This is a genomic window from Niallia sp. FSL W8-0177 (genome assembly GCF_038006285.1).
GTDB lineage: Bacteria > Bacillota > Bacilli > Bacillales > Cytobacillaceae > Niallia > Niallia circulans_A.
Map to the genome: position 1 here is coordinate 3,994,346 of NZ_JBBOUX010000001.1, position 24,129 is coordinate 4,018,474.

Annotated in this window: 21 protein-coding genes, 1 pseudogene and 1 riboswitch; of the genes and pseudogenes, 7 read left to right on the forward strand and 15 right to left on the reverse strand. The window is 37.1% G+C overall.

All coding sequences use genetic code 11. The features are described 5' to 3' along the window. Positions 1–184 precede the first annotated feature (184 nt). The 6 genes from NST77_RS19425 to tenA all read right to left on the reverse strand — a co-directional run bounded on the left by NST77_RS19425 (position 185) and on the right by tenA (position 7,039). A complete protein-coding gene (locus NST77_RS19425; protein ID WP_047940865.1) occupies positions 185–1,444 on the reverse strand; it encodes an extracellular solute-binding protein in 1,260 nt (419 codons plus the stop codon). A gap of 312 nt (positions 1,445–1,756) precedes the next feature. Beyond that, a complete protein-coding gene (gene treP / locus NST77_RS19430; RefSeq protein ID WP_172859924.1) occupies positions 1,757–3,190 on the reverse strand; it encodes a PTS system trehalose-specific EIIBC component in 1,434 nt (477 codons plus the stop codon). A gap of 278 nt (positions 3,191–3,468) precedes the next feature. Beyond that, on the reverse strand, positions 3,469–4,203 hold the full coding sequence (locus tag NST77_RS19435) for an energy-coupling factor transporter transmembrane component T family protein (RefSeq protein ID WP_123258537.1): 735 nt from the start codon (positions 4,201–4,203) through the stop codon (positions 3,469–3,471). Continuing rightward, entirely contained in the window at positions 4,169–5,782 is a 1,614-nt protein-coding gene (locus NST77_RS19440; RefSeq protein ID WP_144545012.1) for an ABC transporter ATP-binding protein, read from the reverse strand. The genes NST77_RS19435 and NST77_RS19440 overlap by 35 nt, the downstream gene beginning before the upstream one ends. Beyond that, positions 5,760–6,356 carry an ECF transporter S component gene (locus NST77_RS19445; protein ID WP_123260253.1) on the reverse strand — a complete coding sequence of 199 codons (597 nt, stop codon included), beginning with the start codon at positions 6,354–6,356 and terminating at the stop codon, positions 5,760–5,762. Before NST77_RS19445 ends, NST77_RS19440 begins: the two co-directional genes overlap by 23 nt. Beyond that, positions 6,353–7,039 carry a thiaminase II gene (tenA, locus tag NST77_RS19450; RefSeq protein ID WP_341123425.1) on the reverse strand — a complete coding sequence of 229 codons (687 nt, stop codon included), beginning with the start codon at positions 7,037–7,039 and terminating at the stop codon, positions 6,353–6,355. The genes NST77_RS19445 and tenA overlap by 4 nt, the downstream gene beginning before the upstream one ends. 117 nt (positions 7,040–7,156) lie before the next feature. Continuing rightward, a riboswitch (TPP riboswitch) is annotated at positions 7,157–7,256 on the reverse strand. Positions 7,257–7,614: 358 nt separating this feature from the next. Between tenA and NST77_RS19455 the strand changes: the two genes are divergently transcribed. Further along, positions 7,615–8,565: an L-lactate dehydrogenase gene (locus NST77_RS19455; protein WP_095329446.1), complete on the forward strand. Its 951-nt coding sequence runs from the start codon at positions 7,615–7,617 to the stop codon at positions 8,563–8,565. A 69-nt stretch (positions 8,566–8,634) separates the two neighbouring features. Here NST77_RS19455 and NST77_RS19460 read toward each other — a convergent pair whose 3' ends face one another. The 6 genes from NST77_RS19460 to NST77_RS19485 form a co-directional block, all read right to left on the reverse strand. Continuing rightward, positions 8,635–8,961 carry an MGMT family protein gene (locus tag NST77_RS19460; RefSeq protein ID WP_163185081.1) on the reverse strand — a complete coding sequence of 109 codons (327 nt, stop codon included), beginning with the start codon at positions 8,959–8,961 and terminating at the stop codon, positions 8,635–8,637. A 181-nt stretch (positions 8,962–9,142) separates the two neighbouring features. After that, on the reverse strand, positions 9,143–9,850 hold the full coding sequence (locus tag NST77_RS19465; protein WP_061796971.1) for an ABC transporter ATP-binding protein: 708 nt from the start codon (positions 9,848–9,850) through the stop codon (positions 9,143–9,145). Further along, positions 9,850–10,632, reverse strand: a complete 783-nt coding sequence (locus tag NST77_RS19470) for an ABC transporter ATP-binding protein (protein WP_123258541.1) — start codon at positions 10,630–10,632, stop codon at positions 9,850–9,852. Before NST77_RS19470 ends, NST77_RS19465 begins: the two co-directional genes overlap by 1 nt. Further along, a complete protein-coding gene (locus tag NST77_RS19475) occupies positions 10,625–11,560 on the reverse strand; it encodes a branched-chain amino acid ABC transporter permease (protein ID WP_095329519.1) in 936 nt (311 codons plus the stop codon). Before NST77_RS19475 ends, NST77_RS19470 begins: the two co-directional genes overlap by 8 nt. A gap of 12 nt (positions 11,561–11,572) precedes the next feature. Beyond that, complete coding sequence (locus NST77_RS19480; RefSeq protein ID WP_047940874.1) at positions 11,573–12,448, reverse strand: branched-chain amino acid ABC transporter permease; 876 nt, start codon at positions 12,446–12,448, stop codon at positions 11,573–11,575. Between the two features lie 168 nt (positions 12,449–12,616). Then, positions 12,617–13,789 (reverse strand): ABC transporter substrate-binding protein, encoded by a 1,173-nt coding sequence (locus NST77_RS19485; RefSeq protein ID WP_095329442.1) that lies wholly within the window; start codon positions 13,787–13,789, stop codon positions 12,617–12,619. 478 nt (positions 13,790–14,267) lie between these two features. On the opposite strand from NST77_RS19485, the gene NST77_RS19490 reads away from it, so the two are divergent. From NST77_RS19490 to NST77_RS19500, 3 genes are all read left to right on the forward strand, one after another. Beyond that, complete coding sequence (locus NST77_RS19490) at positions 14,268–15,059, forward strand: hypothetical protein (RefSeq protein WP_172859209.1); 792 nt, start codon at positions 14,268–14,270, stop codon at positions 15,057–15,059. Between the two features lie 195 nt (positions 15,060–15,254). Further along, the gene (locus tag NST77_RS19495; protein WP_341123427.1) at positions 15,255–16,460 is read left to right on the forward strand and encodes an IS256 family transposase; all 1,206 of its coding nucleotides are present in this window, start codon (positions 15,255–15,257) and stop codon (positions 16,458–16,460) included. Positions 16,461–16,558: 98 nt separating this feature from the next. Continuing rightward, positions 16,559–17,254: a hypothetical protein gene (locus NST77_RS19500; RefSeq protein WP_341123428.1), complete on the forward strand. Its 696-nt coding sequence runs from the start codon at positions 16,559–16,561 to the stop codon at positions 17,252–17,254. A 32-nt stretch (positions 17,255–17,286) separates the two neighbouring features. Here NST77_RS19500 and NST77_RS19505 read toward each other — a convergent pair whose 3' ends face one another. After that, entirely contained in the window at positions 17,287–18,369 is a 1,083-nt protein-coding gene (locus NST77_RS19505; protein WP_095329440.1) for an NAD(P)/FAD-dependent oxidoreductase, read from the reverse strand. Positions 18,370–18,986: 617 nt separating this feature from the next. Between NST77_RS19505 and NST77_RS19510 the strand changes: the two genes are divergently transcribed. Genes NST77_RS19510 through NST77_RS19520 form a run of 3 tightly spaced genes read left to right on the forward strand, consistent with a single transcriptional unit; the run spans position 18,987 to position 21,932 of the window. Continuing rightward, the gene (locus NST77_RS19510; protein WP_163185075.1) at positions 18,987–20,183 is read left to right on the forward strand and encodes a quaternary amine ABC transporter ATP-binding protein; all 1,197 of its coding nucleotides are present in this window, start codon (positions 18,987–18,989) and stop codon (positions 20,181–20,183) included. Beyond that, complete coding sequence (locus NST77_RS19515) at positions 20,180–21,010, forward strand: ABC transporter permease (RefSeq protein ID WP_163185072.1); 831 nt, start codon at positions 20,180–20,182, stop codon at positions 21,008–21,010. Before NST77_RS19510 ends, NST77_RS19515 begins: the two co-directional genes overlap by 4 nt. A 49-nt stretch (positions 21,011–21,059) precedes the next feature. Then, positions 21,060–21,932 carry a glycine betaine ABC transporter substrate-binding protein gene (locus NST77_RS19520; RefSeq protein WP_163185069.1) on the forward strand — a complete coding sequence of 291 codons (873 nt, stop codon included), beginning with the start codon at positions 21,060–21,062 and terminating at the stop codon, positions 21,930–21,932. Between the two features lie 200 nt (positions 21,933–22,132). Here NST77_RS19520 and NST77_RS19525 read toward each other — a convergent pair. Both NST77_RS19525 and NST77_RS19530 read right to left on the reverse strand, forming a co-directional pair. After that, a pseudogene (locus NST77_RS19525) lies at positions 22,133–23,701 on the reverse strand (glycoside hydrolase family 43 protein). 57 nt (positions 23,702–23,758) lie between these two features. Continuing rightward, positions 23,759–24,124: a DUF4064 domain-containing protein gene (locus NST77_RS19530; protein WP_341123429.1), complete on the reverse strand. Its 366-nt coding sequence runs from the start codon at positions 24,122–24,124 to the stop codon at positions 23,759–23,761. Between the last annotated feature and the right edge of the window lie 5 nt (positions 24,125–24,129).

Consider the following 24,129-nt stretch of genomic DNA (forward strand, 5'->3'; position numbering starts at 1 on the left):
AATTTATTGATTTACCAAAAGAAATCATCACTCGCCCAACTTCTTTTGATAAACCAACTTGTTTTGAAAGTGTTTTCAATGCAAACGATTGCGTTATGGAAAGACGAAATTTCTAATTATCAGTTATGACAATTAGAAATTTCGACTAAAAGGGAGTGGAATATCTCCCTTCCTTTAAGCTACCTTATTTATATTTTTGATCAATCGATTCTTTAATATTTTTCACTGTATCTTCTGCAGATTGTTCAGGTGTTTTCGCACCAGAAACTGCATCAAATATTAGATATTGTCCGCCATCCCATACTTCAGCCATTTGTTGAATATTAGGCATTGGAGAAGCGTTTTCAAAGTTTGCAATAACTGCTTGAGCTAATTCATTATCTGCTGGTACCGCTTTACGTGCAATTGTGTTTGCAGGAATTTCATTTGTAGCTTCAAAGAATTTTGTTGAATTATCAGCATTCCCAACATACTCTAACCATTTTGCAGCTAATTCCGGATCTTTCGCATAAGAAGAAGCTACCCACGCTTTTCCTCCACCAAATGCAGCGAATTTTTCACCATTTGGTAATGTAGGGATTGCACCAACTCCATAATTAACGCCAGCATCTTTAAAAGTATCTGCCATCCATGGGCCATCAATAATTACAGCTGTTTTCCCAGTAGTAAACATTTCTGTGATAAAATCACCAGAACCGGTTACGTCCTGCATACCTTTAGGCCATTGATCATACCAAGTCTTTGCATATTTAATGGCATCGATTGTACCTTGATTGTTTAACCCAATGTCAGTTGGATCTGTTCCTTCACTTCCAAATGCATATCCGCCATATCCAGCAACTAATCCATAACTAAAATAGAAGTCCGTCCATTTTGCTAAGAAAGCTGTGTTCTTGCCAGACTCAGCTTCAAACGCATACTTGCTATCTTTTGTTAATGCTTCTACCTCTGAGAAATCTTTAGGCATTTCTTTAATTAAATCTTTATTATAGAACCCTACTAAAGTTTCGATAACAAATGGTGTTCCATATTGTTTGCCATCAAACGTTACTAGTTTTTCTTCCGTTTCTGTAATTCCTTCAGGCTGTGCTGTTACTTCAGCTAAATGCCCTTGGCTTCCCATTGAACCAACACGGTCATATGGTGCGATAAATACATCTGGACCAGTTCCAGCAGGACCATCTAGCGCTAATGCGTCAGCTTGATCTGTCATCGCCATTACGACGACTTTTACTTCAGCATTATTTTTAGATTCAAAATCGCCTTTGATACTATCAATATATTTTTTATATCCATCTCCATCTACTGACACTGTTAATGTTTGTTTTCCGTCAGAAGATCCGCCTTTTGAACTTTCTTTCGTATCATTGCCGCCACAAGCGGTTAAAGAGAATGCAGTAAGCAACGCTACTCCTGACATTAATAGTTTTTTATAACTCTTCATGAAATTTTCCCTCCTTATTTATCTCACATTCTTATTGTAGATTTGAAACCGTTTTAATGCAATCGCTTTCTCTGTGTTACCGATAACAGAATGTAACATAAAAACATAACAATGAATAAATTACGCTATTATTGGGTAATGTCCGTAAAAGTATGTATATTTCTATGGACCAATAGAATTTGATTACCTTTGTCCGATCCTTTTTTATTAGCTTAGAGAACCTCTCCATGTACAAATAACGGAACGCAAACAAAAAAGAGTCGAAGTTATCCCTCCTAAGGGATACTGTTTCGACTCTTACTTATTAAAATTTTATCCTCTTACTCTTTTCAAAGAAACTTTCCCCATATTAAGCTTTGAGAAAACAATTGTCAGAATAAACGGTATAACAATTGCGAGCACCATTGCAATTAAAAATGTAGGCATATGTTCTGCTTTGATAGATAAAAATCCTGGCAATCCTCCTACCCCAATAGAATGAGCCATAACTCCTGATCCAACTGAGATAACTGCTGCCGCCATCGATCCAATCATGGCCGCTAAGAATGGGAAGCCATATTTTAAATTAATACCAAACATGGCTGGCTCTGTAACGCCTAAATAACAGGAGATTGCCGCTGGAACGGATACTTGTTTTTCTTGTTCGTCTTTACGATTTAAATAAATCATCGCTAATACTGCTGATCCTTGGGCAATGTTAGATAAAGCAATCATTGGCCATAGATTTGTTCCGTCAAATACACTCATTAATTGTAAATCGATTGCATTTGTCATATGATGTAATCCTGTAATAACAAGTGGTGCATAAGCAAAACCAAATATGGCCGCAAATAACCATCCTACCGAAGAGGTTAGTCCAGAATAGACAACATCGGAAATGGCAGAACCAATTGTCCATCCAATTGGGCCTAATACGGTATGGGCAATTAATACAGTTGGTACTAATGCAAGGAATGGCACAAAAATCATCGAAATCGCATTTGGAATGATTTTACGCAGACGCAGCTCTAGGAATGAAAGTAATAGACCTGCTAAAATAGCGGGAATTACTTGAGCTTGGTACCCAATCATGTCTACTTGAGCAAACCCAAAATCCCAAAATGGAATTTCTTCTGCTCCAGCTACTGCATAAGCATTTAATAATTGCGGCGACACCAGTGTGATCCCTAATACAATTCCAAGAATGGGAGTAGCCCCCATCTTTCTTGCAACTGCCCATGTAATTCCGACAGGCAAGAAGTGGAATATCGCTTCTCCTATTAACCATAAGAAATCATTTGTCCCGGCCCAAAACTGCGATACTTCTACTAATTTTTTAGTTCCGCCCTCCACTAATTTAATTTCGCCTATAACATTACGGAAACCAAGAATTAATCCTCCCACAACAATCGCTGGAATGAGCGGAGTAAAGATATCTGCTAAATGGGCAATCATTCTTTGCAGAAAATTCATGTTTTGCTTTGCTGCCTTTTTCGCTTCATCTTTAGAAGTATCACTTACTCCCGCAATAGCGATAAACTCATTGTAAAAAGATGAAACTTCATTGCCAATGATAACTTGGAATTGGCCTGCTTGAGTAAACGTTCCTTTTACAAGCTTGATTTTTTCAATGCTGTCAATATCAGCCTTAGATGGATCATTTAAAACAAAGCGCATTCTTGTCGCACAGTGTGTCACCACAGAAATGTTTCCGCTTCCACCAACATGCTCAAGAAGTTCTTTTACCTGTTCTGTGTACTTCCCCATCGTTCTTCCCCCTTTTGACTATACTATCCTGTATTTATTAAATCGATTATAATTCCTATTGCATAATCAACACATGTATATACAAGTGTTGATTACGTTTTCATTATAGTTGTATATACAGGTAGTGTCAATACAATTAAAATAAATATTTGAGATTAGGGAGAAAGGCGTTATTTGTCCATATTTTCCTAATAAAAATAGATCCCTACAATTTATTCATTTCCCTTCGTGTACATTCCGGAAGATATGAATAAATGTGGGATCTGAACTGCCAAGCCCTATATAAATACAGCAATACAAATAGCAATAACTATCATCATACTAAAATATAAATAATCAAATAATGTAATAGAAGTTTTTTGAAAATATGTCCTATCTTTTTCTCCTGTAAATCCTCTTACTTCCATTGCCATCGCCATTTGCTCGGAACGGCGAATTGCCTGTGTTAACAAGGGAACTGCATAGCGGAGGAAAGCCTTCCAGGTACCGCTATGTTTATAACCTCGAATTCGATGGGCTTCCTTTAATTGGGCAAGATCTGATTGAAACATCGGTATACAGCGAAAACCAGCCATCATTCCATATGCCCATTTCGGAGATAATTTCCATTGATGAATAAGACTCATCATTAATTCGTATAAATTCGTGGTGGTTGTAAAAAGCAATCCGATAGTCACAAATGCCAGCATCCGCATGGCAATAAGCAAACCACTATTGATACTTTCCTCAGTTACTTGAAACCAAGCCCACTTCCAAACGACTGTTTCTCCTTTTCCAAATGCCGCTAACATCCAAAAGGTAAGTACAAAAAAAATAGAATATGGGAGAAGCACTTTACCAAGAAATTTCCCTTTCCACCCCCCCAATGTTAAACCAAGTATTAACACATATAGCCAAATTGCTACAGTCGAAAAGGCGCTTTGAATCGTCATTAAAATAACCATTAATATGATATGGGTCATTAATTTCATCGCTGGATTAAGTTGTGATAGATAAGACTCGTTGCTTTTGATTGTCTTCCGCCTCCTTTAAATCAGCGATTAATTGATAATGAATAGGAGGAATAATAGCTAGCCTTTTACAAAGCTCTTGATTGGAGAAAAGCGAGTACGGCTGATCAGCAAAAACTAGGTTCTTTTGTTGTAGGACAACGACTTTGTCTGCATATTGATCCACTATATCCATATCATGTGTAACCATAATAATGGAAGTTCCCTCTTTCTTTCTTTTTTCAAGAACCTGTAATAAATCATGCGACGATTTTGCATCTTGCCCAAAGGTAGGTTCATCTAATAGAAGAATATCTTGATCTAATAACAGCATCGTAGCTACACTTAATCTTCTTTTCTGCCCAAAGCTAAGGGTGAAAGGATGTTGATTTTTATAAGGCTCTAATCCAAATTCCTGCAAAAGCTCTGTCGTTCTTTTATGAATAGCCGCTTTATCCCATTGATATTGAATACCGGAGAATGATATTTCATCAAAAACCGTTTGAGTAATAAATTGGAGCTCAGGGTTTTGAAATACAAATCCTAAGTGCTGATACAGCTCTCTGTCTTTCCACTTTTTCAGATCTTTTCCATGAAAGCAGATGTCTCCTTTTTGGCTTTTTTTAAGATGAGCAAGCAGCTTTAAAAAGGTGCTTTTTCCCGCACCGTTATTACCAATAACAGCAATCCATTCTCCTTTATTTACGGTTAACTCGATGTTTTCTAAAATGTTCTCTTTAAGGTAAGCAGCAGTTAAATTGTTCACTTCCAGAATAGGGTCGGGTTTTATTTCAAGAGCCATTGTCCTTTTTCTTTCATATGCCTTTATTAATTCTCGTCTTCTCGAATGATTTTCATTTTGGATTATATCCTCCCACTTATATGGAAAAACTTGTGGAAGCCATATACCTGCCTCTCGCATCTCCGCTTTATATTGTTTAACTACCATAGCTGGGTCGCCATCAGCAATTATTTGCCCTTTTTTATTGAAAAGAATGACACGATCCATCCATTCGATACAGCCATCTAACACATGCTCTACCATTATCATTGTTTGCCCAGCTCCAGCGGCAGTATCTTTCATTACCTCAAAGACTTCTTTTCTACCTGCCGGATCTAGCTGTGCTGTTGGTTCATCTAAAAAAAGCACCTCTGGCTCCAATGCTAAAAGGCAGGCCAGTGCTAGACGCTGTTTCATTCCCCCTGAAAGATTTGCAATAGGAGTATGCGGCTCTATTGTTAGTCCTACCTTTTCAAGAAGTTCAAAAATAATGGCATCCATTTCTTCCCTGGGTACTTTTCTATTTTCGAGACTAAAGGCAATTTCCTCATCAACATGCTGCATGCAAAACTGGGTATCAGGATTTTGGAAAAGAACCCCTGTGCTTTTTCTCCTAATCACTTCTCCCGATACATATGCTTCGATATGTTCTGGAATAATGCCCGCTAAAACAGATAGAATAGTAGACTTCCCACTGCCGCTTGGACCAAGGATTAATACTTTTTCTCCTTGATTAATATGTAGTGTCACTTCTTGGAGGACAGGTTCCCTATCCTCCAAGAAGCGCACAGACAGATGGTTACATCCTAACAATGAACTCATCATTACTCTCCTTCTTTCGGTTCACTTTAGAAATCGCATAACCATTTAAGACTCCTGTTTTTCCAAGTCCCTCTACAATTGCCTTTGCTAATAATCCACCCAAAATAAGACCACTTATTACTTGAATAACAAAGGTTAATAAAAGTGTCGTTGTCGTATAATAAGAAAAACCATTTGCTAGAAGGCTATATAGTATGCTGCCACAAGCTGCCAATCCTCCAGATAACATTAAGACAGAAACATGGTATTTTTTATAACGAAAAATCGCAAATGCTATTTCTGCCCCGACTCCTTGGAATACGCCGATTAAAAGTGCTGATAAACCAAAGTGACTGCCAATCAAGAGCTCGACCGAAGCTGCTACTACCTCTGCAATTAAAGCAGCCCCTGGCTTCTGCAGAATAAAGGCAACTATGGGACTGGCTATCACCCATATGCCAAACATAAAGTTAGCACCAACTGGGCCGACAAGTGCCGAAATAGGGAGCCATAAAGTGGACCAGCCCATATAGAGAACGCCGCATGCTACGGCAATCACTACTAGTAAGACAACCTCTTTAACTTTCCAGTTCATATAGACACCTCAAACGTCTTTACTGGCCACTCCTCCACATGGTATGCCATATCCCAAAACTTATATTCTAGCTGACAGCTTAATAAAAAGTATTCCTTTAACTTTTCCTTCTGTTCTTCATTAAGGGTTTCAGCAAGTTCATCTAATCGCTGACAAAGCGGAGTAGTAACTGTCATAGGGCCATCCCCATAAAAATGGATCCAGTCATAAAAAGGATGGGTACTATCTGGGTTTACCTCTTCTAAAAGTTTTTTCCCGATTTCTACATACGTCCATGGACAAGGTAAAAGCACTGCGATAATATCAGCAATTCCTCCTTGATGGGCAACTGTTAGCATATGGCGAATATAATGGTGAGCAGCGGGAGCTACTGGGAATCCTTGTAGGTCTTCATATTTAACACCTGCTACCTCACAAAAATTATTATGAGGGTGTATCTCACTATGAAGCACAAAGGAAATTTGGTTATTAAATAGCTCGATGTCTTGTCTGTTCGTACTTTTTGAAATCGCCAATCCATAAATTTTCATAAAAGCATTTAAATATTCAAAGTCTTGTTTCACATAATGTATAAGCTGCTCTTTCTTTAAATCCCCCTTAGCAATTCCTTGTACAAATGGATGTTCCATAATTGCCTGAAAAATTGGTTCTGCCTGTGCACGTAATTCTTGTGAAAAACTCATGTCCATTTCCTCCTTTAATTTTTATTGAAAAGGAAAACATGGAGTAACTTTGTATACAAAAAAGCCACTCCAAAAAATGGAGTGGCTTTATAATGAATAAATAAAACACTAATATTCAATGGGCCGACTCCACTTTCCTACGCTAGTATGAACTAGATCAGGTTCAAAGGGTCCAAGTAATCTTGTCTCAGCCAAAAAGGCTCCCCTAGTGGATTTTCCTATTCAATTACTTACTACATTACCGAATACACATAATTTTTGTCAATCATTTTTCACTGATACTTTTTGATTATTCTGTTTATCCTTCCTATTAGAAGGGAAACTTAAATATATATTTTCCGTTGATCTTTTAGAAACTTTCACAAAATAGACATATTCATGTGATGTCTTTCACAAAGTTTAAGTGTATAATCACTATATAAACAGTAATAACATTTTACAAAAGAAAGAATGATAAGATATTATGGAGAAAAGTAACAGCAAAGTAAATGATTAACGAATTTGTTCTCCATTTAGTAATAAATAGCTCTAAAAACTATTAATCTATTCATTTAGAAAAAGGGAGTTGCAAAATAATGAAACAGCAAAATATTAACCGCGTCGTTTTAATTGGTACAGGTGCCGTAGGATGCAGCTATGCTTATTCATTAATTAATCAAGGCGTTACAGAAGAACTTGTTCTGATCGATGTCAATAAAGAAAGAGCTGAAGGGGAAGCAATGGATTTAAACCATGGTATCCCATTTGCCCCAGCACCAACGAAAGTATGGGCTGGCGACTATTCAGACTGTGGAGAAGCTGACTTAATTGTCATTACTGCTGGTCTACCTCAAAAGCCAGGAGAAACTCGTTTAGATTTAGTTGCCAAAAATACAGCTATTTTTAAAAGTATTGTAAAAGAAATTACTGCTAGCGGTTTTGATGGAATTTATTTAATTGCGACAAACCCTGTTGATATTCTGACTTATGTGGTTTGGAAAGAGTCTGGGCTTCCGAAAGAACGCGTAATCGGTTCTGGAACTACATTAGATTCTGCCCGTTTCCGCTATATGCTAGGTGAGTATTTTGACGTTGATACACGAAACATCCATGCTGCTATTATCGGTGAACATGGAGATACGGAACTGCCTGTATGGAGCAGTACAACGATTGGATTAGAAAGCATTGAAACAAAGCTTGCTAAAAATGACAAATACTCTCAAAAAGACTTAGATGAACTTTTCATTAACGTCCGCGATGCAGCTTATCATATTATTGAGCGCAAAGGTGCCACTTATTATGGAATTGGCATGTCACTTGTCCGCATTACAAAAGCTATTCTTGGCAATGAGAACTCTATTTTACCAGTATCTGCATACCTAGATGGTGAATATGGACATAAAGACATCTATATTGGCGTACCTGCCATTATTAACCGCCAAGGAATCCGTGAAGTACTGGAGCTAGAATTAAATGAAAAGGAAACAGAACAATTTAATCATTCTGTCGAAATTTTACAACAAACAATGAAATCAGCTCTAAATTAATAAGGGATAAAAGCCTATTGCGAACGCAGCAATAGGTTTTTTATGATTTCAGCAGTCTACTAATCACTCCTAGATCCGTTCATCGATAAAATTCAGCGGTTCATATCCATGTTCTCTTAAATTAATCGATCCGTTTTGTTGAAATACAATTCCCTCTGCTTCTAGCAATCTTCTTTGAAGCTGGCCATGTTCACCGCTTAATCCAATACAGCCTTTACTATTAAGCACTCTATGCCAAGGAAGTTGGTATTTTTCTGATAAGGAATGAAGAACTCTAACAACTTGTCTTGCTGCCCGAGGACTTCCAGCTACAGCAGCTATCTGCCCATAGGTCATTACTTTTCCTTCTGGAATATCTGCAATAATCTCCACTGCTTTTTTTGTAAAAGGGTTCATCATCTTTCCTCCTATATTTACTACTATTCTAACAAAATTCTTTTCCACTTAAAAAGTGTATCTGTCATTTATGATAGAGCAAGAGAGAAATAGATGAAATGTTGATTCAACCGGGAGATTCTTCAAGAAATAAAAAAAGAACTGTTATTCCAGTGAATAACCAGTTCTTCCAAATCTACTATTAATGCCCACCCAAATAAGCCTGCTTTAATTCATCACTTTCCTGTAATTCTTGTGCAGATCCTGATAAAACCACTTTTCCTGTTTCAATGACATATCCTCTATGTGCAATCGATAATGCCATATGGGCATTTTGCTCCACTAATAAAACCGTCGTTCCTTCTTCATTAATTTCTTGAATAACCTGAAAGATGGTACGAACAATAATCGGTGCTAATCCCATGGAGGGCTCATCTAAAAGAAGCAATTTCGGTTTTGCCATTATAGCTCTTCCCATTGCCAGCATTTGTTGTTCTCCACCAGATAAAGTACCAGCTAATTGTTTTTTTCTTTCAAATAACCGCGGAAAAATCTCATAAACCTTTTGTAAATTCTTCTGAATTTCCTGTTTATCTTTTCGTAAAAAGGCACCTAGTTCAAGATTTTCCTCCACAGTCATATTAGAAAAGACACGTCTTCCCTCTGGAACATGTGACATACCTGCCTTTACAATCGATTGTGCAGGCTTTCCTGCAATGGACTTGCCTAAATATTCTATAGAACCCTTTTTGGGCTTGATTAGACCGGATAATGTCTTTAATAATGTACTTTTCCCCGCACCATTCGCACCAATAAGCGTTACTATTTCTCCTTCCTTAATATCAAGCGTTACTCCCTTTAACGCCTGAATATTTCCATAATATACATTTAGATCCTTTATATGGAGCATTATTCAGCAACCTCCTCCCCTAAATAAGCTTCGATTACTTTTGGATGATTTCTAATCACTTCAGGTGTACCCTCTGCAATCAGTTGCCCATGATCCAAAACATAAATTCGTTCACAAATCCCCATAACAAGAGGCATATCATGCTCTATAAGTAAAATGGTCAGCTGAAACTTTTTGCGAATAAAAGCAATCAATTCCATCAGTTCATGTGTTTCTTGGGGATTCATCCCTGCAGCAGGTTCATCCAATAGCAGCAATTTAGGACCTGCCGCTAAAGCTCTTGCTATCTCTAAGCGGCGCTGCTGGCCGTACGGAAGATTTTTCGCTTTTTCCTCCATATATCGGTCGAGTTGAAAAATCTTAAGAAACTCTATTGATTTTTCCTCCATTTCTTTCTCCCCTTTAAAATGGGAAGGGAGCCGCAAAATACTGCTTAGCATAGAGTGCTTAGCCAAAGAATGGTATGCTACCTTTACATTATCTAAAACAGATAGTTCTTCAAATAAACGTATATTTTGAAAGGTTCTACTAATCCCTCTGCGTGTTACCTGAAAAGGCTGCAAACCCTTTAAGCTTTTTCCGTCAAAAAGAATTTCTCCTTCTGTTGGTGCATATACACCCGTTAACATGTTAAAGGTAGTCGTTTTCCCCGCTCCATTTGGGCCTATTAGTCCAATTAGCTCTCCTTGATTCAGCTCTACATCAATCGCGGACACTGCTTTTAAACCTCCAAAAGAAATACCGACATTTTTCATTTGCAATAAAGGTTCCTTCTTAGTCATTAGAATTACCTCCTTTGCGTTTAAACAAATCTGTAATTTCCTTTGTTCCCATTAATCCTTTTGGACGATAGAGCATGACGATTACTAAAACAAGGCTATATATAATCATTCTCGTTTCTGGATAATCTTGAAGATAAGTAGAAATAATAGTCAAGAAGCTTGCTGCAATAACAGATCCTGATAAACTCCCTAATCCTCCAAGGACCACATAAATCAAAATGTCAAAGGACTTTAAAAATCCAAAGTTAGTTGGGTTAATAATATAAAAGTTATGAGCTTGAAGCGCACCGGCTACCCCAGCGAATAAAGACCCTAATGCAAAAGCGGCAACCTTATAATAAGTTGTGTTAATTCCCATTGCATCTGCTGCAATTTCATTCTCCCTAATTGCAATGGCTGCACGGCCATGTCTTGAATTAGTAAAATTAACAATGACTAGAATAGTAATAAATAAACAAATAAACGTACTTGTCCAAGTAGTCAAATGAGTAATCTGCATTCCCGCTGCCCCACCGACATAATCAATATTTAAGAAGAAAATCCGAATAATTTCTGCAAATCCTAATGTGGCGATGGCTAAATAATCGCCTCTTAATCGCAAGGTTGGAATTCCAACTAATAGTCCAGCTAGTGCGGCAACAATTCCACCAGCTAAAATAGCAATTGGAAAAGGCATTTGAAACTTCATCGTTGCAATTGCTGATACGTATGCCCCTACCGCCAAAAAGCCAGCATGCCCAATTGAAAATTGTCCGGTAATTCCTATGACAAGATGCAAGCTAACTGCCAGCATAATATTGATAGCCATTAAAATAATCATATTGCTGTATAAAGTGTCAATCCAGCCGCCAGTCATCAGGAACTGAATTACGCCGTAAATAAGTGCGGACAGTATAAGGAATATCCAAAAAGCTTTTGAGTTTTTCACCCTTCCAGTCACCTACACTTTCTCTTTTGTATTCTTACCAAGAATGCCTGATGGTTTAAAGATAAGAATCAAAATTAAAATAATAAAAGCCGCAGCATCTCTCCATAAAGAAAAACCTAAAGCACTAACAACCGTTTCAACTACCCCTAAGATAAGTCCGCCAATCATCGCGCCTGGAATAATGCCTATCCCCCCTAAAACAGCGGCAACGAATGCCTTTAATCCTGGAATAACTCCCATTAGCGGTTCAATTTTGGTGTAATAAGCGCCAAAAATAACGCCTGCTGCTCCCGCTAAAGCAGAACCAATGGCAAAAGTAGCGGAAATAGTCCGGTCTACATTAATCCCCATTAATCTTGCAGCGTCTATATCATGAGAAACCGCCCGCATTGCTTTTCCTGTCTTCGTTTTATGAACGATAAATTGCAAAATCAACATTAATCCAACCGACGTTCCTAAAATAATTAGGGACTTACTTGTAATTTGTGCCCCAAACACATCAAATGTCTTTGTTGGTAAAACACTTGGATAGGTTTCTAAGCCCGCACCTCTAAAATAAATAAAAACATACTCAATCAATAAAGAAACCCCGATTGCTGTAATGAGGGCAGCAATTCTTGTCGCATTTCTCAACCGTTTATATGCAATTCTTTCAATGATAATTCCAAAGATAGCACAAGCAATCATGGAAACAATCAATGCTGGAAAAAAACTAAGTCCCCAACCAGTAATAGCATAAAAGCCAATAAATGCTCCCACCATAAATACATCGCCATGAGCAAAGTTAATAAGTTTAATAATTCCATATACCATCGTATATCCTAAGGCGATAAGAGCATATATACTTCCCAAGGAAATGCCGTTAACTAGCTGTTGTATCCATTCCATCTATTTATTCACTCCCTTTTGCTAAGCAATAACTTTTTCACATAGCCTACTACTAATTAATTCTTATAAAAAACGTTTTTGTTTATACTCTCTATCTCTATCATTCTTTTATCTCCAATTTTCCTTCCATGGAAAATAGGGAGGCTCACCCTCCCCATCCACCAAGTCTTATTTTGGATCAACCTTTGTTTTAAATACTTGTTTTCCATCTTGATATTCTAAAACTGTTGCTGATTTGATTGGGTTATGATTTTCATCGATTGTCACTATCCCAGTAATCAGCGATAAATCTTTTGTTTTTGCCAATTCTTCTTTAATCTTATCCGAATCAGTACTTCCTGCTCTTTCAGCAGCATCTTTTAATAGATAAACAGAATCATAGCCTAAAGCATTAAATGCATCTGGGCTTTTTCCGTATTCATCCTTAAATGCTGAAACAAACTTTTGAATTTTCTCATCTGGATCTTCCGAAGAATAGTGGTTTGTAATAAACGTATTATTTAAGTTCTCTGCTCCTGCTAAATCAATTAATTTTGGAGAATCCCAGCCATCAGCACCCATAAAAGGAGCTGTTATACCCATTTCGCGCGCTTGCTTAATAATTAAGCCCACTTCTTCATAATAGCCAGGAATAAACACAAACTCTGGATTCTTCCCTTTAATTCTCGTTAGTGTTGCGCTAAAATCTGTATCCTTTGCAACATAAGATTCTTCTGAAACTATTTTTCCACCAGCAGCTGTAAAGGTTTCTTTAAATGCTGCTGCTAATCCTTTTGCATAATCACTTGCACTATCCGCATAAATGGCAGCATTTTTAATTTTCAAATCATTGATAGCAAAATTTGCAGCCACATTTCCTTGGAATGGATCAATAAAGGATGTACGGAATGCATACTCATTTAGCTTTCCATCCTCATTAACCGTAACGTTTGGTGCTGTACCCGATGGAGTTAATAAGACTGTTTGCTTGTCATTAGCTATTTGCACTTGTGCTACTGTATCACCACTTGTAGCTGCCCCTATAATTGCCGAAACCTTATCTTGGTCGATTAGCTTCAATGCACCATTAGTTGCCTCCGTTAAATCAGATTTATTATCTACCTTAACAGGAACTATTTTCTTGCCATCTATTCCACCATCTGCATTAATCTCTTTAATAGCTAAATCAATACCGCTTTCTAATGATTGTCCATATGATGCAACAGCTCCAGAAAGCTCCAAGTTCACTCCAACCTTAAATTCATCCTCTTTTGATGCATTTTTACCACCAGCACTACACCCAGCCAACATTCCAGCAACTAAGGTAGAAGCGGTAATTAAAAGACTTAATTTTTTCTTCATACAAATCCTCCTTTTGTTTGATTATTCTGACAATAAAAAGAAAATAATACTACCTATTAATTATAAGTGCTTATCAAATCCATTAATTTAACTAGTCAGACTATTCTAATCTTTTTTATATTGCGAAATTAATCATAACGAACAAGACAAAAATAATCAATAGCCGACAAACTTCACCATAACGTTACTATTTCTAACGTTTAAAGGAATAAATTTCAAATATTTTTTAACAATTCTGTCAAATATAAAATAAATCTTCTTACTTTTGTTAGTATTTTTACCAAAATAAAAAGGTTCCCATGTCCCCTTAATAATTCATCCCTATTTGTCATGGATATAAGTTACTTTTTCTCACACAATCGCGACTTTCCTTCTCAAAAATTCATCCATAAATTTTTAAAAATTTTTTATATAACTCATTTTTTTCTTATTTTAGGGAATATACAGTATTAATAAGGTATAGAAAGGAGTACGATGAATGAAAAAAATTCTATTTTCTTCACTCTTTATCTTTTCACTTATAGCTGGTGGCTGCTCCAATGGACCAGCAGAAAGTCAATCAAAACTGCCGACAATGGAGAAAGCCGACGCAGCTGGACAAGCTAATATGAAGACGGAACAAACTACGGAGAAATCCCCATCAAACAATGAACAGATGAAAGAAATTCGCTCTATGCTCAAGATGCAAGGTAATAAATTACCGATGAAATTCCCAATCACTGATTCCGAATATGTTGGAGCTAAAATTAATAAAAATGAAACAGACCAATATTCTATTTCGTTCTATCGAACACAAGAACCTGTCTCTATCAATGATAAATCTTTGGACACAAATGATAATTTGCTTGCTACGTTTAAAGCAGAAACATTCCATGATAAAAACAACCAAGAGGAGCTTTTTCCCGAGACTTCATTAGATTCTATTCCAGATGAAATGAAGGTAGATTTAGGACATAAAATTACAGGAATGAAGGAAGGAGCAGCGGGAAGTTCGTATTTACTTTGGAAAGAGGGACGATGGGTAGTACAAATTAAATCCATTTCTGCTGATAAGTTAGACACTACTGATATCGCAAGAAAAATGGTAGATTATTTGGAGGAAAATGCTCTGCCAGTCCCACAAGAAAATGGAAGAATAGAAGTAAATTATCCGGAAAATGCCGATAAAGTTGAGAGTATGGCGAGATGGGAAGAAGGAAATATTGTTTATACTTTAGAAACAGGAGAAGTACCGATAAATGCTTTAATGATGACTGTCTCAACAGAATAATTCGTATTGCTTTAGTGAAAAACAACTGGATTCCGGTTAAATCTTGATTTTTTATACCAAAACAACGTGGGTATCAGCCAAAATTCAAATTTATCAGCCAAAACAACACGGATATCAGCCAAAGTTCAAATTTATCGAGAGCGTCTATAATTTTGTGTAAATGGTTATACTTACCAATTAAGGAGATGATCATTTATGCAAGATCTACGGAATATGACAATTAGAGAGTTGGCCAGTCAATGTGAAACAGTGGATGATATCCACATGATGTTAAAAGAACTTTTTAAGGAAACTCTTCAACAAGTATTTGAAGCTGAAATCGAGGAACACTTAGGTTACTCTAAACACAATGTTAATGGTATTAACTCGGGATATAGTCGAAACGGATATAGTAAAAAAACCATTAAATCTAAGTTGGGTGAAACTAAATTAAATATCCCTAGGGATCGTAAAGGAGAATATGAGCCTCAGATTATTAAAAAGTATGAGACCTCCATCAATGGCTTAGAGGATCAAATTATCGCCCTTTATTCCAAGGGAATGTCTACTAGAGACATAGAAAGTCATATGAGAGACATATATGGAATTAGCGTTTCTCCGACTTTAGTTAGTAAGGTAACGGATAAGGTTTTGCCGCTTGTTTATGAATGGCAATCCCGTCTACTAGAACCTGTTTATCCCATTGTATTTTTAGATGCTATTCATTTTAAGGTAAAGCATGAAAATAGGATTGTGAGTAAAGCTGCTTATACCGTTCTTGGTATTAATACTGATGGGATAAAAGATATTTTAGGTATTTGGATTGGCGAAGAAGAAAGTGCTAGTTTTTGGTTAAATGTATGTCAAGATTTAAAAAGTCGCGGGGTCGAAGACATCCTAATAGCCTGTAAAGATGGGCTTTCTGGTTTTACTGAAGCCATTAACGCTACTTTTCCTAAGACTGATGTTCAATCTTGTATTATTCATCAACTACGGAATAATTCCAAGACTGTTCCCAATAAAAATCGTAAAGAATTTATGAACGATTTAAAGAATGTCTATAAGGCTTTTACCATTGAACAGGCGGAAATGGCCTTTGAAGAATTTAAAGCAAAATGGGAAAAGAAGCATCCATCTGTTATTAAGTCATGGGAAAATAATTGGTTAGAACTTACCACTTATTTCTCTTATCCAGTGGAAATTAGAAAATTAATTTATACAACAAATACTATTGAAGCCTTTCACCGACAACTAAGAAAAGTCACCAAAACGAAAACGGCTTATCCTACGGATAATGCTTTAAGAAAAATTGTTTATCTAGCGACTATAGGTGTAACGGATAAATGGACTATTCCTGTGCCTGGATGGTTAGAATGTAAACAACAGTTTGAAATAATGTTTGAGGGGCGATTTGGGAAATAATCATTTTTTATTATTTTCTTACGCTTTAGGGCTATGCCCTAAGGGTTTATCGCTTTGGTTCTCCCAAAAGAAAAAGAGAGGATAACTCCTCTCCACTTTTGTACAGAACCCTACTAGGTGCTCGGGGTGCTCCCCAGCATTGCCCTATCCCCCTAGTAGGTAAGAATCTTATAGTTATAGTATTAACCATTTATTGTAATTCAATCATTTACACAAAATATTTTACATTCCCAATTTATCAGCCAAAACAACACGGGTATCAGCCAAAATTCAAACTTATCAGCCAAAGCAACACGGGTATCAGCCAAAGTTCAAACTTATCAGCCGAAGCAGCAGGGGTATCAGCCAAAACAACACGGGTATCAGCCAAAATTCAAATTTATCAGCCAAAACAACACGGGTATCAGCCAAAGTTCAAATTTATCAGCCAAAGCAACCCAGATATCAGCCAAAGTTCAAACTTATCAGCCAAAACAGCAGGGGTATCAGCCAAAGTTCAAATTTATCAGCCAAAGCAACACGGGTATCAGCCAAATTTCAAACTTATTAGCCAAAACAGCAGGGGTATCAGCCAAAGTTCAAATTTATCAGCCAAAACAACCCGAGTATCAGCCAAAGTTCAAATTTATCAGCCAAAACAACACGGGTATCAGACAAAGTTCAAATTTATCAGCCAAAGCAACACGGGTATCAGCCAAACTCGCTACTTTGCAGCCATTTCTCATCTAACAAAAAAGAGCTACTGGATAAGCGGAAATCCGTCTTCTCCAATAGCTCTTTTGTCTATGCTATAAAAAATATTGCACCATGTAACGATCAATTGAAATTAGGCACGGATTTTCATTACTGAACAATCATCGCATTGAATCATATTTTTTATTAATTCTTTATTCTTCTCTTCAAATAGTTCATTATGTGATGAGACCATTGCGCTATTACTTGCCTCTGGCTGGATATACAATTTAGCTTTGTTGACTGCGTTTGCAGCGTCTTGAAAAGCACCAGCAATTAAATGGACTTTGCCTTCATGCTTTAGAATATCTCCAGCAGCAAATATTCCTGGCACAGATGTCTCACTATTAACATTACCTGCTATGTAAAAATCTTCAAGCATGTCAATTTTTAATTTACTATTTTTTAAAAGCGACGAATCCATTTCATAGCCATGGTTGATAACTACTTCATCTACTTTTAAAGTCTTAACCTCTTCTGATTGTGTATTCGTTAATTCAACAGAATCAATACGATCATGATTTTCATTCGCAATCAGTTTAGTAATAGAGGTATGGAACAAACACTCTACATTGCTTTCTAGCAATTCTCTCGCTTTTGCCTCATGACCAGCAAGTGTATCTTTTCTACATGTTAAATACACTTTCTTAGCTATCGGCTCTAGTTCAAGAGCCCAGTCCACTGCAGAGTTTCCTCCTCCAGAAAGAACAACCACTTTATCTCTAAAATGCATTAAAGATTTTACCGTATAGTTTAAGTTTGCCACTTCAAATCTTTCGGCACCTTCAATTTTTAATTTTTGTGGAGTGACGATTCCGCTTCCTACTGCCACAATGACTGTTTTGGAATAATGAACTTCTCCTGAATCTGTTTCCAGCAAGAAAATTCCTTCTTCATTTTTGGAGATAGAATGAATCTTCGTATTTGTCACTACTTCGGGGTTAAAGGTCAACCCCTGTTGGACAAGCTGTTCTCTCAACCTTTCCCCTGGCATTGGAGTGATGCCGCCAACATCCCAGATCATTTTCTCTGGATATAAATGCAGCTTTCCGCCTAACTGTGGTAAAAATTCAATAATTTTTGTCTTCATTTCTCTAAGCCCACTATAAAAAGCAGAATATAGACCTGCTGGCCCGCCGCCAATTATCGTCACATCGAATAGTTCTGTATGCTCCATTAACCCGCTCACTCCTATAATGAAAGTTTTATACTATCTATATATGATTAACTCATTCTGTTTATTAGTTAAATTGATTATCATTCTCATTTACATACTACCTTGTTTTTGGAACTTTTTCAATCCTATCTAGTAACTTTTAAACAACATTTTGTGAAATCAAACAATCTCTCTACTCAGAATATAGAACTAACTGCCAGTTTTAGATCGTACGTTTCTTTTTATACACTAAAAGTGCAGAATCTTGAGTTATTTAGTGAATCAGGTAGTATTTATAAGTATACAGTATATTTAATTTAATCAGAAAAAACTTTACGAACGATATAAACTGTATATGCTATATTTTCACGTTTGCACTGTCTTTTATTTGTTTTATATAATAAGAAGGACTCTACAGGAGAAGGATATGGATAAGTCCCATTACCATACTGGGAGTAACAACAAGCAAGTAATACTATATCACACTAATTTTCACCCAAAGTTCCACTAAAAGTATTGCCATAATACTCGCTTAATTCCTACTATTCCTCTATAAATAATCAGTTTTATTTTTTATTTCCTATTTATTTATCCATATTCGGAAATTCTCCCAAATAAAAAAGAAGGAGAAGTGATTAATGCCTAAAATTGAAGTTAAAAATCTTACAAAAATATTTGGGGGAAACCCAAAAGAAGGGCTGAAAAGACTAAAGGCTGGCGAAGATAAAACAAAAATACTGAAAGAAACAGGAATGACAATTGGTGTTGATAATGCTTCTTTCCAAGTAAAACAAGGAGAATTCTTTGTCATAATGGGATTATCCGGCAGTGGAAAATCTACGCTTATACGTCTCATTAACCGCCTGATTGAGCCAACCTCAGGTGAAGTGCTAATTGATGGGAAAAATATTACTACCATGAATAAAAAGGAACTTATCGATATACGACGTAAAAAGCTCAGTATGGTTTTTCAGAATTTTGCGTTATTTCCAAATCGAACCGTGCAAGAAAATGTTGAATATGGTTTAGAAATCCAAGGACATCCGCAGAGTGATCGTTCAAAAAAAGCTCTTAAAGCCATTCATGATGTCGGTCTAAAAGGCTATGAGGCAAGTTTCCCTAATCAACTTAGTGGTGGGATGCAGCAACGGGTAGGTCTTGCTAGAGCATTAGCAAATGATAGTGATATCCTTCTAATGGATGAAGCATTCAGTGCATTAGATCCTCTTATTCGTAAAGAAATGCAAGATGAACTCATCCGTTTACAAAACAAGCTTGGAAAAACAATTATTTTCATCACTCACGACTTAGATGAGGCTCTTAAACTCGGTGACCGTATTGCCATTATGAAAAATGGCTTGATTGTACAGTTAGGGACAGCTGAAGAAATTTTAGAAAATCCAGCGAATGACTATGTATCGACATTTGTAGAAGATGTTGACCGTTCGAAAGTGTTAGTTGCTGGTCAAATTATGAAACAGCCCGATCTTATTACCACTTGGAAGGATGGTCCGAGAATGGCCGTAAGAAAAATGGAAGAAGCTGGTCTATCCAGTATCTTCGTAGTAGATAAGGATAAACAGTTAAAAGGCATTCTTACTATTGATGCTGCCATTAATGCCTATAAGGAAAATAAGTGGGTTGAAGACGTATTAGAACACGATTTCCATTCTACTACATACGATACCCCATTAAACGATTTAATTGGGGTTGCAGCAGAATCAAAATTCCCTATTGCTGTTACAGAAAATAATAGATTGTTAGGAATCATCGTTCGAGTCTCTATATTGTCTGGACTGATTCTCGGAAAAGAACAAAAGGAGGCTATCATATGAACTACTTCTTCTTTCCATTAGAAGAATGGACAAATCAATTTGTAGACAATTGGCTGCTGCCAGTTTTAGGTGACTTTTTCAACTCCTTCAGCGGAGTGTTAAGCGTATTTATAAATGCTGTCACCAATTTATTTACCTTCATCCCTGCTGAAATAATAGCAATCCTTTTAGCTCTTTTAGCTTGGCGCCTTGCGGGAAAACGAATAGCTCTTTTTACCATTATTGGTGCTCTTTACTTAGGTTCGGTAGGTCTATGGACAGGCGCTATGCAAACTCTCTCTATTGTTATTGTAGCAACCTTTTTCTCTATTGTTGTCGGGGTTCCTTTAGGAATATTCACTGCTAAAAATCGAACATTGGATCATATTATCCGACCATTACTTGATTTCATGCAAACACTACCTAGTTTTGTGTATTTAATCCCTGCTATCCTGCTCTTTGGTTTAGGAGAAGTCCCAGCAGTTATCTCTACCTTTGTTTTTGCTACTCCGCCAGCAGTCCGTATGACAAGCTTGGCCATTAAACAAGTTCCCGCTGATATTGTAGAAGCTGCTAAAGCTTTTGGTTCTACTTCTTGGCAGTTGCTCGTAAAAGTTCAGTTACCTAATGCCATCCCAACTATTATGGCTGGAATTAACCAAACGATTATGTTGGCATTATCCATGGCTGTTATTGCATCAATGATTGGTTCACCTGGACTAGGAAGCACTGTTTTATCCGGTATCTCTAGTGTAAATGTTGGATTAGGTCTTACTGGTGGACTCGGAATTGTTGTTCTCGCCATCATCCTGGATCGAATAACACAGGGCTTAGGAAAAAAAGCATAAAAACAAGCAATCTATTAAATTAACAGGAGAAAGGAAGTATACAAATTTTATGAAAAAATTAAAGCTTAGCTTTTTAATGTTACTACTATTCACTCTTTTAATTGGCTGTTCCTCCCAAAACCAAAATACAGGAGGTAGCGAGTCAGGAAATTCTAAAACTGTTACTTTCGGTGTTACTCCTTGGACTAGTACTATTCCGCCAACAAAAGTTGCTAAACTATTATTAGAAGATATGGGCTATACGGTTAAGGAGAGTAATGCTGATGCCGGCGGCGTTTATACAGGACTTTCCCGCGGTGACTTAGATGTATTTATGGATGCTTGGCTACCTGATATGCATGCAAATTATATGAGTCGATACAAAAATCAATTGGAAGATTTAGCAGTCAGCTATAAAGAAGGGGAGCTCGGCTGGGTCATTCCCTCTAATGTAGAGGGCATTGATAGCGTAGAAGATTTAAAAGGAAAAGAAGATCTCTTTGGCGGAAAAGTGTACGGTATTGAAGAAGGTGCCGGAATGACCGTCACTTCTAAGGAAATGATTGAAGAATATGGATTAGATTTAGAATATGTTGCTTCTAGTGAAGGTGGCATGCTGGCACAAGCCTCTAAGTTTATCAAAAGTGGCGATCCTGTCCTTTTCTTAGGATGGCGCCCACATCCAATGTTTGTTGATTATGACTTAAAAGTATTGAAAGATCCAAAAAGTTTCTTTAAGACATCAGAAGTTCACGTAGTCGTAAATAATGGTCTAAAAGAAAAATCCCCTGAGGTTTATGAATTCCTCAGCCACTGGAGCATGCCTGTTGAGGATATTGAAGAAATGATTGTTAAAATCGAAGATGGCGCTGATGAGGAAGAAGTTGCACAGGAATGGATCGATAATAATAAGGATAAAGTAAATGCTATGTTAGGGAAATAAATAATGAAGCGGTTGGGACACCGATATTCCAACCAATATAAGCCCGAACAATTATATGGAGATTCTTATGCGATTTTCATATAATTGTTCGGGCTTTTTTTATTTTTGGAAAGAGGATTGATGGTAATTGCTATCCACAGCGCTAGCACCGATCCGCTTCGTTATTACATTACTATGGGAAATGACAGAAGTAGATCCACTCAATTATTATCTAATCCCTCATAACGGAAGTATGCGAAATCAGCGTATGTACTTGCTTTTTTATCCATATCGTGGACTGCTATCCCAATGAAATTTCCGGTAAATCCCCCTGCTAAAAATAGAATATCTTGGCTGCTGGTTAATTCTTGCCAAGAATGTTCTTCATCTGAACGAAAGTAAAAGGTTCCTCTCGCTCCGTTTCCAATAACCTTTAGCTGCACTTCTCCTGCAGTAATAGTGATGATGGCTGGATCTAGTTGAAATTTCCCATCTTCACAACGCATAAAGCGAAGAACTTGGCCTTTTTCTTCATCAAATGTCACGTAAGCATATAGATAATTGCTATCATTTAAATAAAGCATGAGACCAGCCATTTGATTAAAGGTAGTAGGATGGAATGCTACGCTTGTTTCGGCCTGAAATTGAAAGTCCTTTTGACGAATGGCAAGAATATGATGCTCGAACATGGACTGAATGGATTCCCCTGCAAACATACGTAAATAATTAGATCTACTTGTTAAATCACACCAAGAGTCATCTGCTAAAATACGTAAAGTATTCCACTCTTTTTTTAAAGGGCCAGCAAAGTCATCCTCGAAATCAGTATTGTTTTGAAAAATTACTTGTTCACGCGTAATAATTTCAGTCACCAGACTGGGACCATTTGTACCAGATGAAAGGCGCAGCCAGCCGTCCTCTGTCCAATAAACCTCTTCTATCGCTGTTTCTCTTCCTAGTATCGCGGCTTTATTTTGTAATGGTCTAGTACATAAATAAACCATATACCAATTTCCAAGGGGCGTCTGCACGATGCTTCCATGTCCTGAGCATTGGAGCGATGACTCAGGTTTATCACTAGCTGTAAGCATAGGATATTCTGGATCTAATTCATAGGGTCCTGTTATTGCCTTTGAGCGGCAGACAGTTACTGAATGCCCTTTCCCAGTCCCTCCCTCTGCCGTTATTAAGTAATAATAGCCTCCATATTGATAGAGATGAGGAGCTTCCGTTTTAGCTAATTCTGTCCCATCAAATAGTTTATAAACGGATCCAATCAGCGCTTGATTCTTAGCATCATACTCCTGCATGACAATACCTGCTGATTTATTTCCTGTTATCATGCGATAATCCCAAATTTCATTTAACAGCCATTTACGTCCATCTTTATCATGAAATAAGGATGGGTCAAATCCACTGCTGTTTAGATATACAGGACTTGACCAAGGACCATTTATATTTGGCGCGGTAATCAAATAGTTATGACAATCCTTAAATGGTCTTTTTGTACTTTTAACATCTGTATAAATTAGGTAGAACAGCCCCTCTGAATAACTAATTTACGGAGCCCATATGCTACCATTTTGTGGATTGCCTCTTAAATCAACTTGATTCGTAATAATATCTGTTTCGTGTTCCCAATTTACTAAATCATTAGACTGATAGATTCGTACTCCTGGCAGCCATTCAAAAGAGGAAACAGCAATATAATAAGTGTCATCTACTCTTAAAATATTGGGATCTGGATTAAACCCCCGTAAAATAGGATTTTTAACAGTGGTTCGATACATAGCCTTCTCCTTTCTGACTCACATTAACTCCTTTTCGCAACAAACATAACGTTCCTGCTAAAAAAAGAGAAAGGCGATAGGAAAAGCAATAAACTGGGTACCTATCAATGTTGAAAATCCAGCAACGAGATAGAGTACTCCAGCCCATCTCGGATGTCGATTTCTCCAGATGAAAGCTGTCGCAACTATAACAAATGCTAGGACAAGTACTAGTGTAATACCGAACCATATAGCTAAGACATTCATGGCTTCTAAACTATCCTGCATCTCACCGAAAGAGACACCTTCCTGCAGAATAGGAAACACTGTTTCTTTATATGTTTCTGTATCCATAGAGGTCATTGTTAGTGAAAATCCTCCTAGAAATAGGACACATAACACCATTCCTGCCATCCCAATTATTACTTCCCATTTCCGTTTCATTTCCC

Bases quoted from the DNA above. Each gene is read 5' to 3' on its own strand.
- NST77_RS19425 (WP_047940865.1), bottom strand. From the start codon at position 1,444: ATGAAGAGTTATAAAAAACTATTAATGTCAGGAGTAGCGTTGCTTACT.
- treP (WP_172859924.1), bottom strand. From the start codon at position 3,190: ATGGGGAAGTACACAGAACAGGTAAAAGAACTTCTTGAGCATGTTGGT.
- NST77_RS19440 (WP_144545012.1), bottom strand. From the start codon at position 5,782: ATGAGTTCATTGTTAGGATGTAACCATCTGTCTGTGCGCTTCTTGGAG.
- NST77_RS19445 (WP_123260253.1), bottom strand. From the start codon at position 6,356: ATGAACTGGAAAGTTAAAGAGGTTGTCTTACTAGTAGTGATTGCCGTA.
- tenA (WP_341123425.1), bottom strand. From the start codon at position 7,039: ATGAGTTTTTCACAAGAATTACGTGCACAGGCAGAACCAATTTTTCAG.
- NST77_RS19455 (WP_095329446.1), top strand. From the start codon at position 7,615: ATGAAACAGCAAAATATTAACCGCGTCGTTTTAATTGGTACAGGTGCC.
- NST77_RS19460 (WP_163185081.1), bottom strand. From the start codon at position 8,961: ATGAACCCTTTTACAAAAAAAGCAGTGGAGATTATTGCAGATATTCCA.
- NST77_RS19465 (WP_061796971.1), bottom strand. From the start codon at position 9,850: ATGCTCCATATAAAGGATCTAAATGTATATTATGGAAATATTCAGGCG.
- NST77_RS19470 (WP_123258541.1), bottom strand. From the start codon at position 10,632: ATGACTAAGAAGGAACCTTTATTGCAAATGAAAAATGTCGGTATTTCT.
- NST77_RS19480 (WP_047940874.1), bottom strand. From the start codon at position 12,448: ATGGAATGGATACAACAGCTAGTTAACGGCATTTCCTTGGGAAGTATA.
- NST77_RS19485 (WP_095329442.1), bottom strand. From the start codon at position 13,789: ATGAAGAAAAAATTAAGTCTTTTAATTACCGCTTCTACCTTAGTTGCT.
- NST77_RS19490 (WP_172859209.1), top strand. From the start codon at position 14,268: ATGAAAAAAATTCTATTTTCTTCACTCTTTATCTTTTCACTTATAGCT.
- NST77_RS19495 (WP_341123427.1), top strand. From the start codon at position 15,255: ATGCAAGATCTACGGAATATGACAATTAGAGAGTTGGCCAGTCAATGT.
- NST77_RS19505 (WP_095329440.1), bottom strand. From the start codon at position 18,369: ATGGAGCATACAGAACTATTCGATGTGACGATAATTGGCGGCGGGCCA.
- NST77_RS19510 (WP_163185075.1), top strand. From the start codon at position 18,987: ATGCCTAAAATTGAAGTTAAAAATCTTACAAAAATATTTGGGGGAAAC.
- NST77_RS19515 (WP_163185072.1), top strand. From the start codon at position 20,180: ATGAACTACTTCTTCTTTCCATTAGAAGAATGGACAAATCAATTTGTA.
- NST77_RS19520 (WP_163185069.1), top strand. From the start codon at position 21,060: ATGAAAAAATTAAAGCTTAGCTTTTTAATGTTACTACTATTCACTCTT.
- NST77_RS19530 (WP_341123429.1), bottom strand. From the start codon at position 24,124: ATGAAACGGAAATGGGAAGTAATAATTGGGATGGCAGGAATGGTGTTA.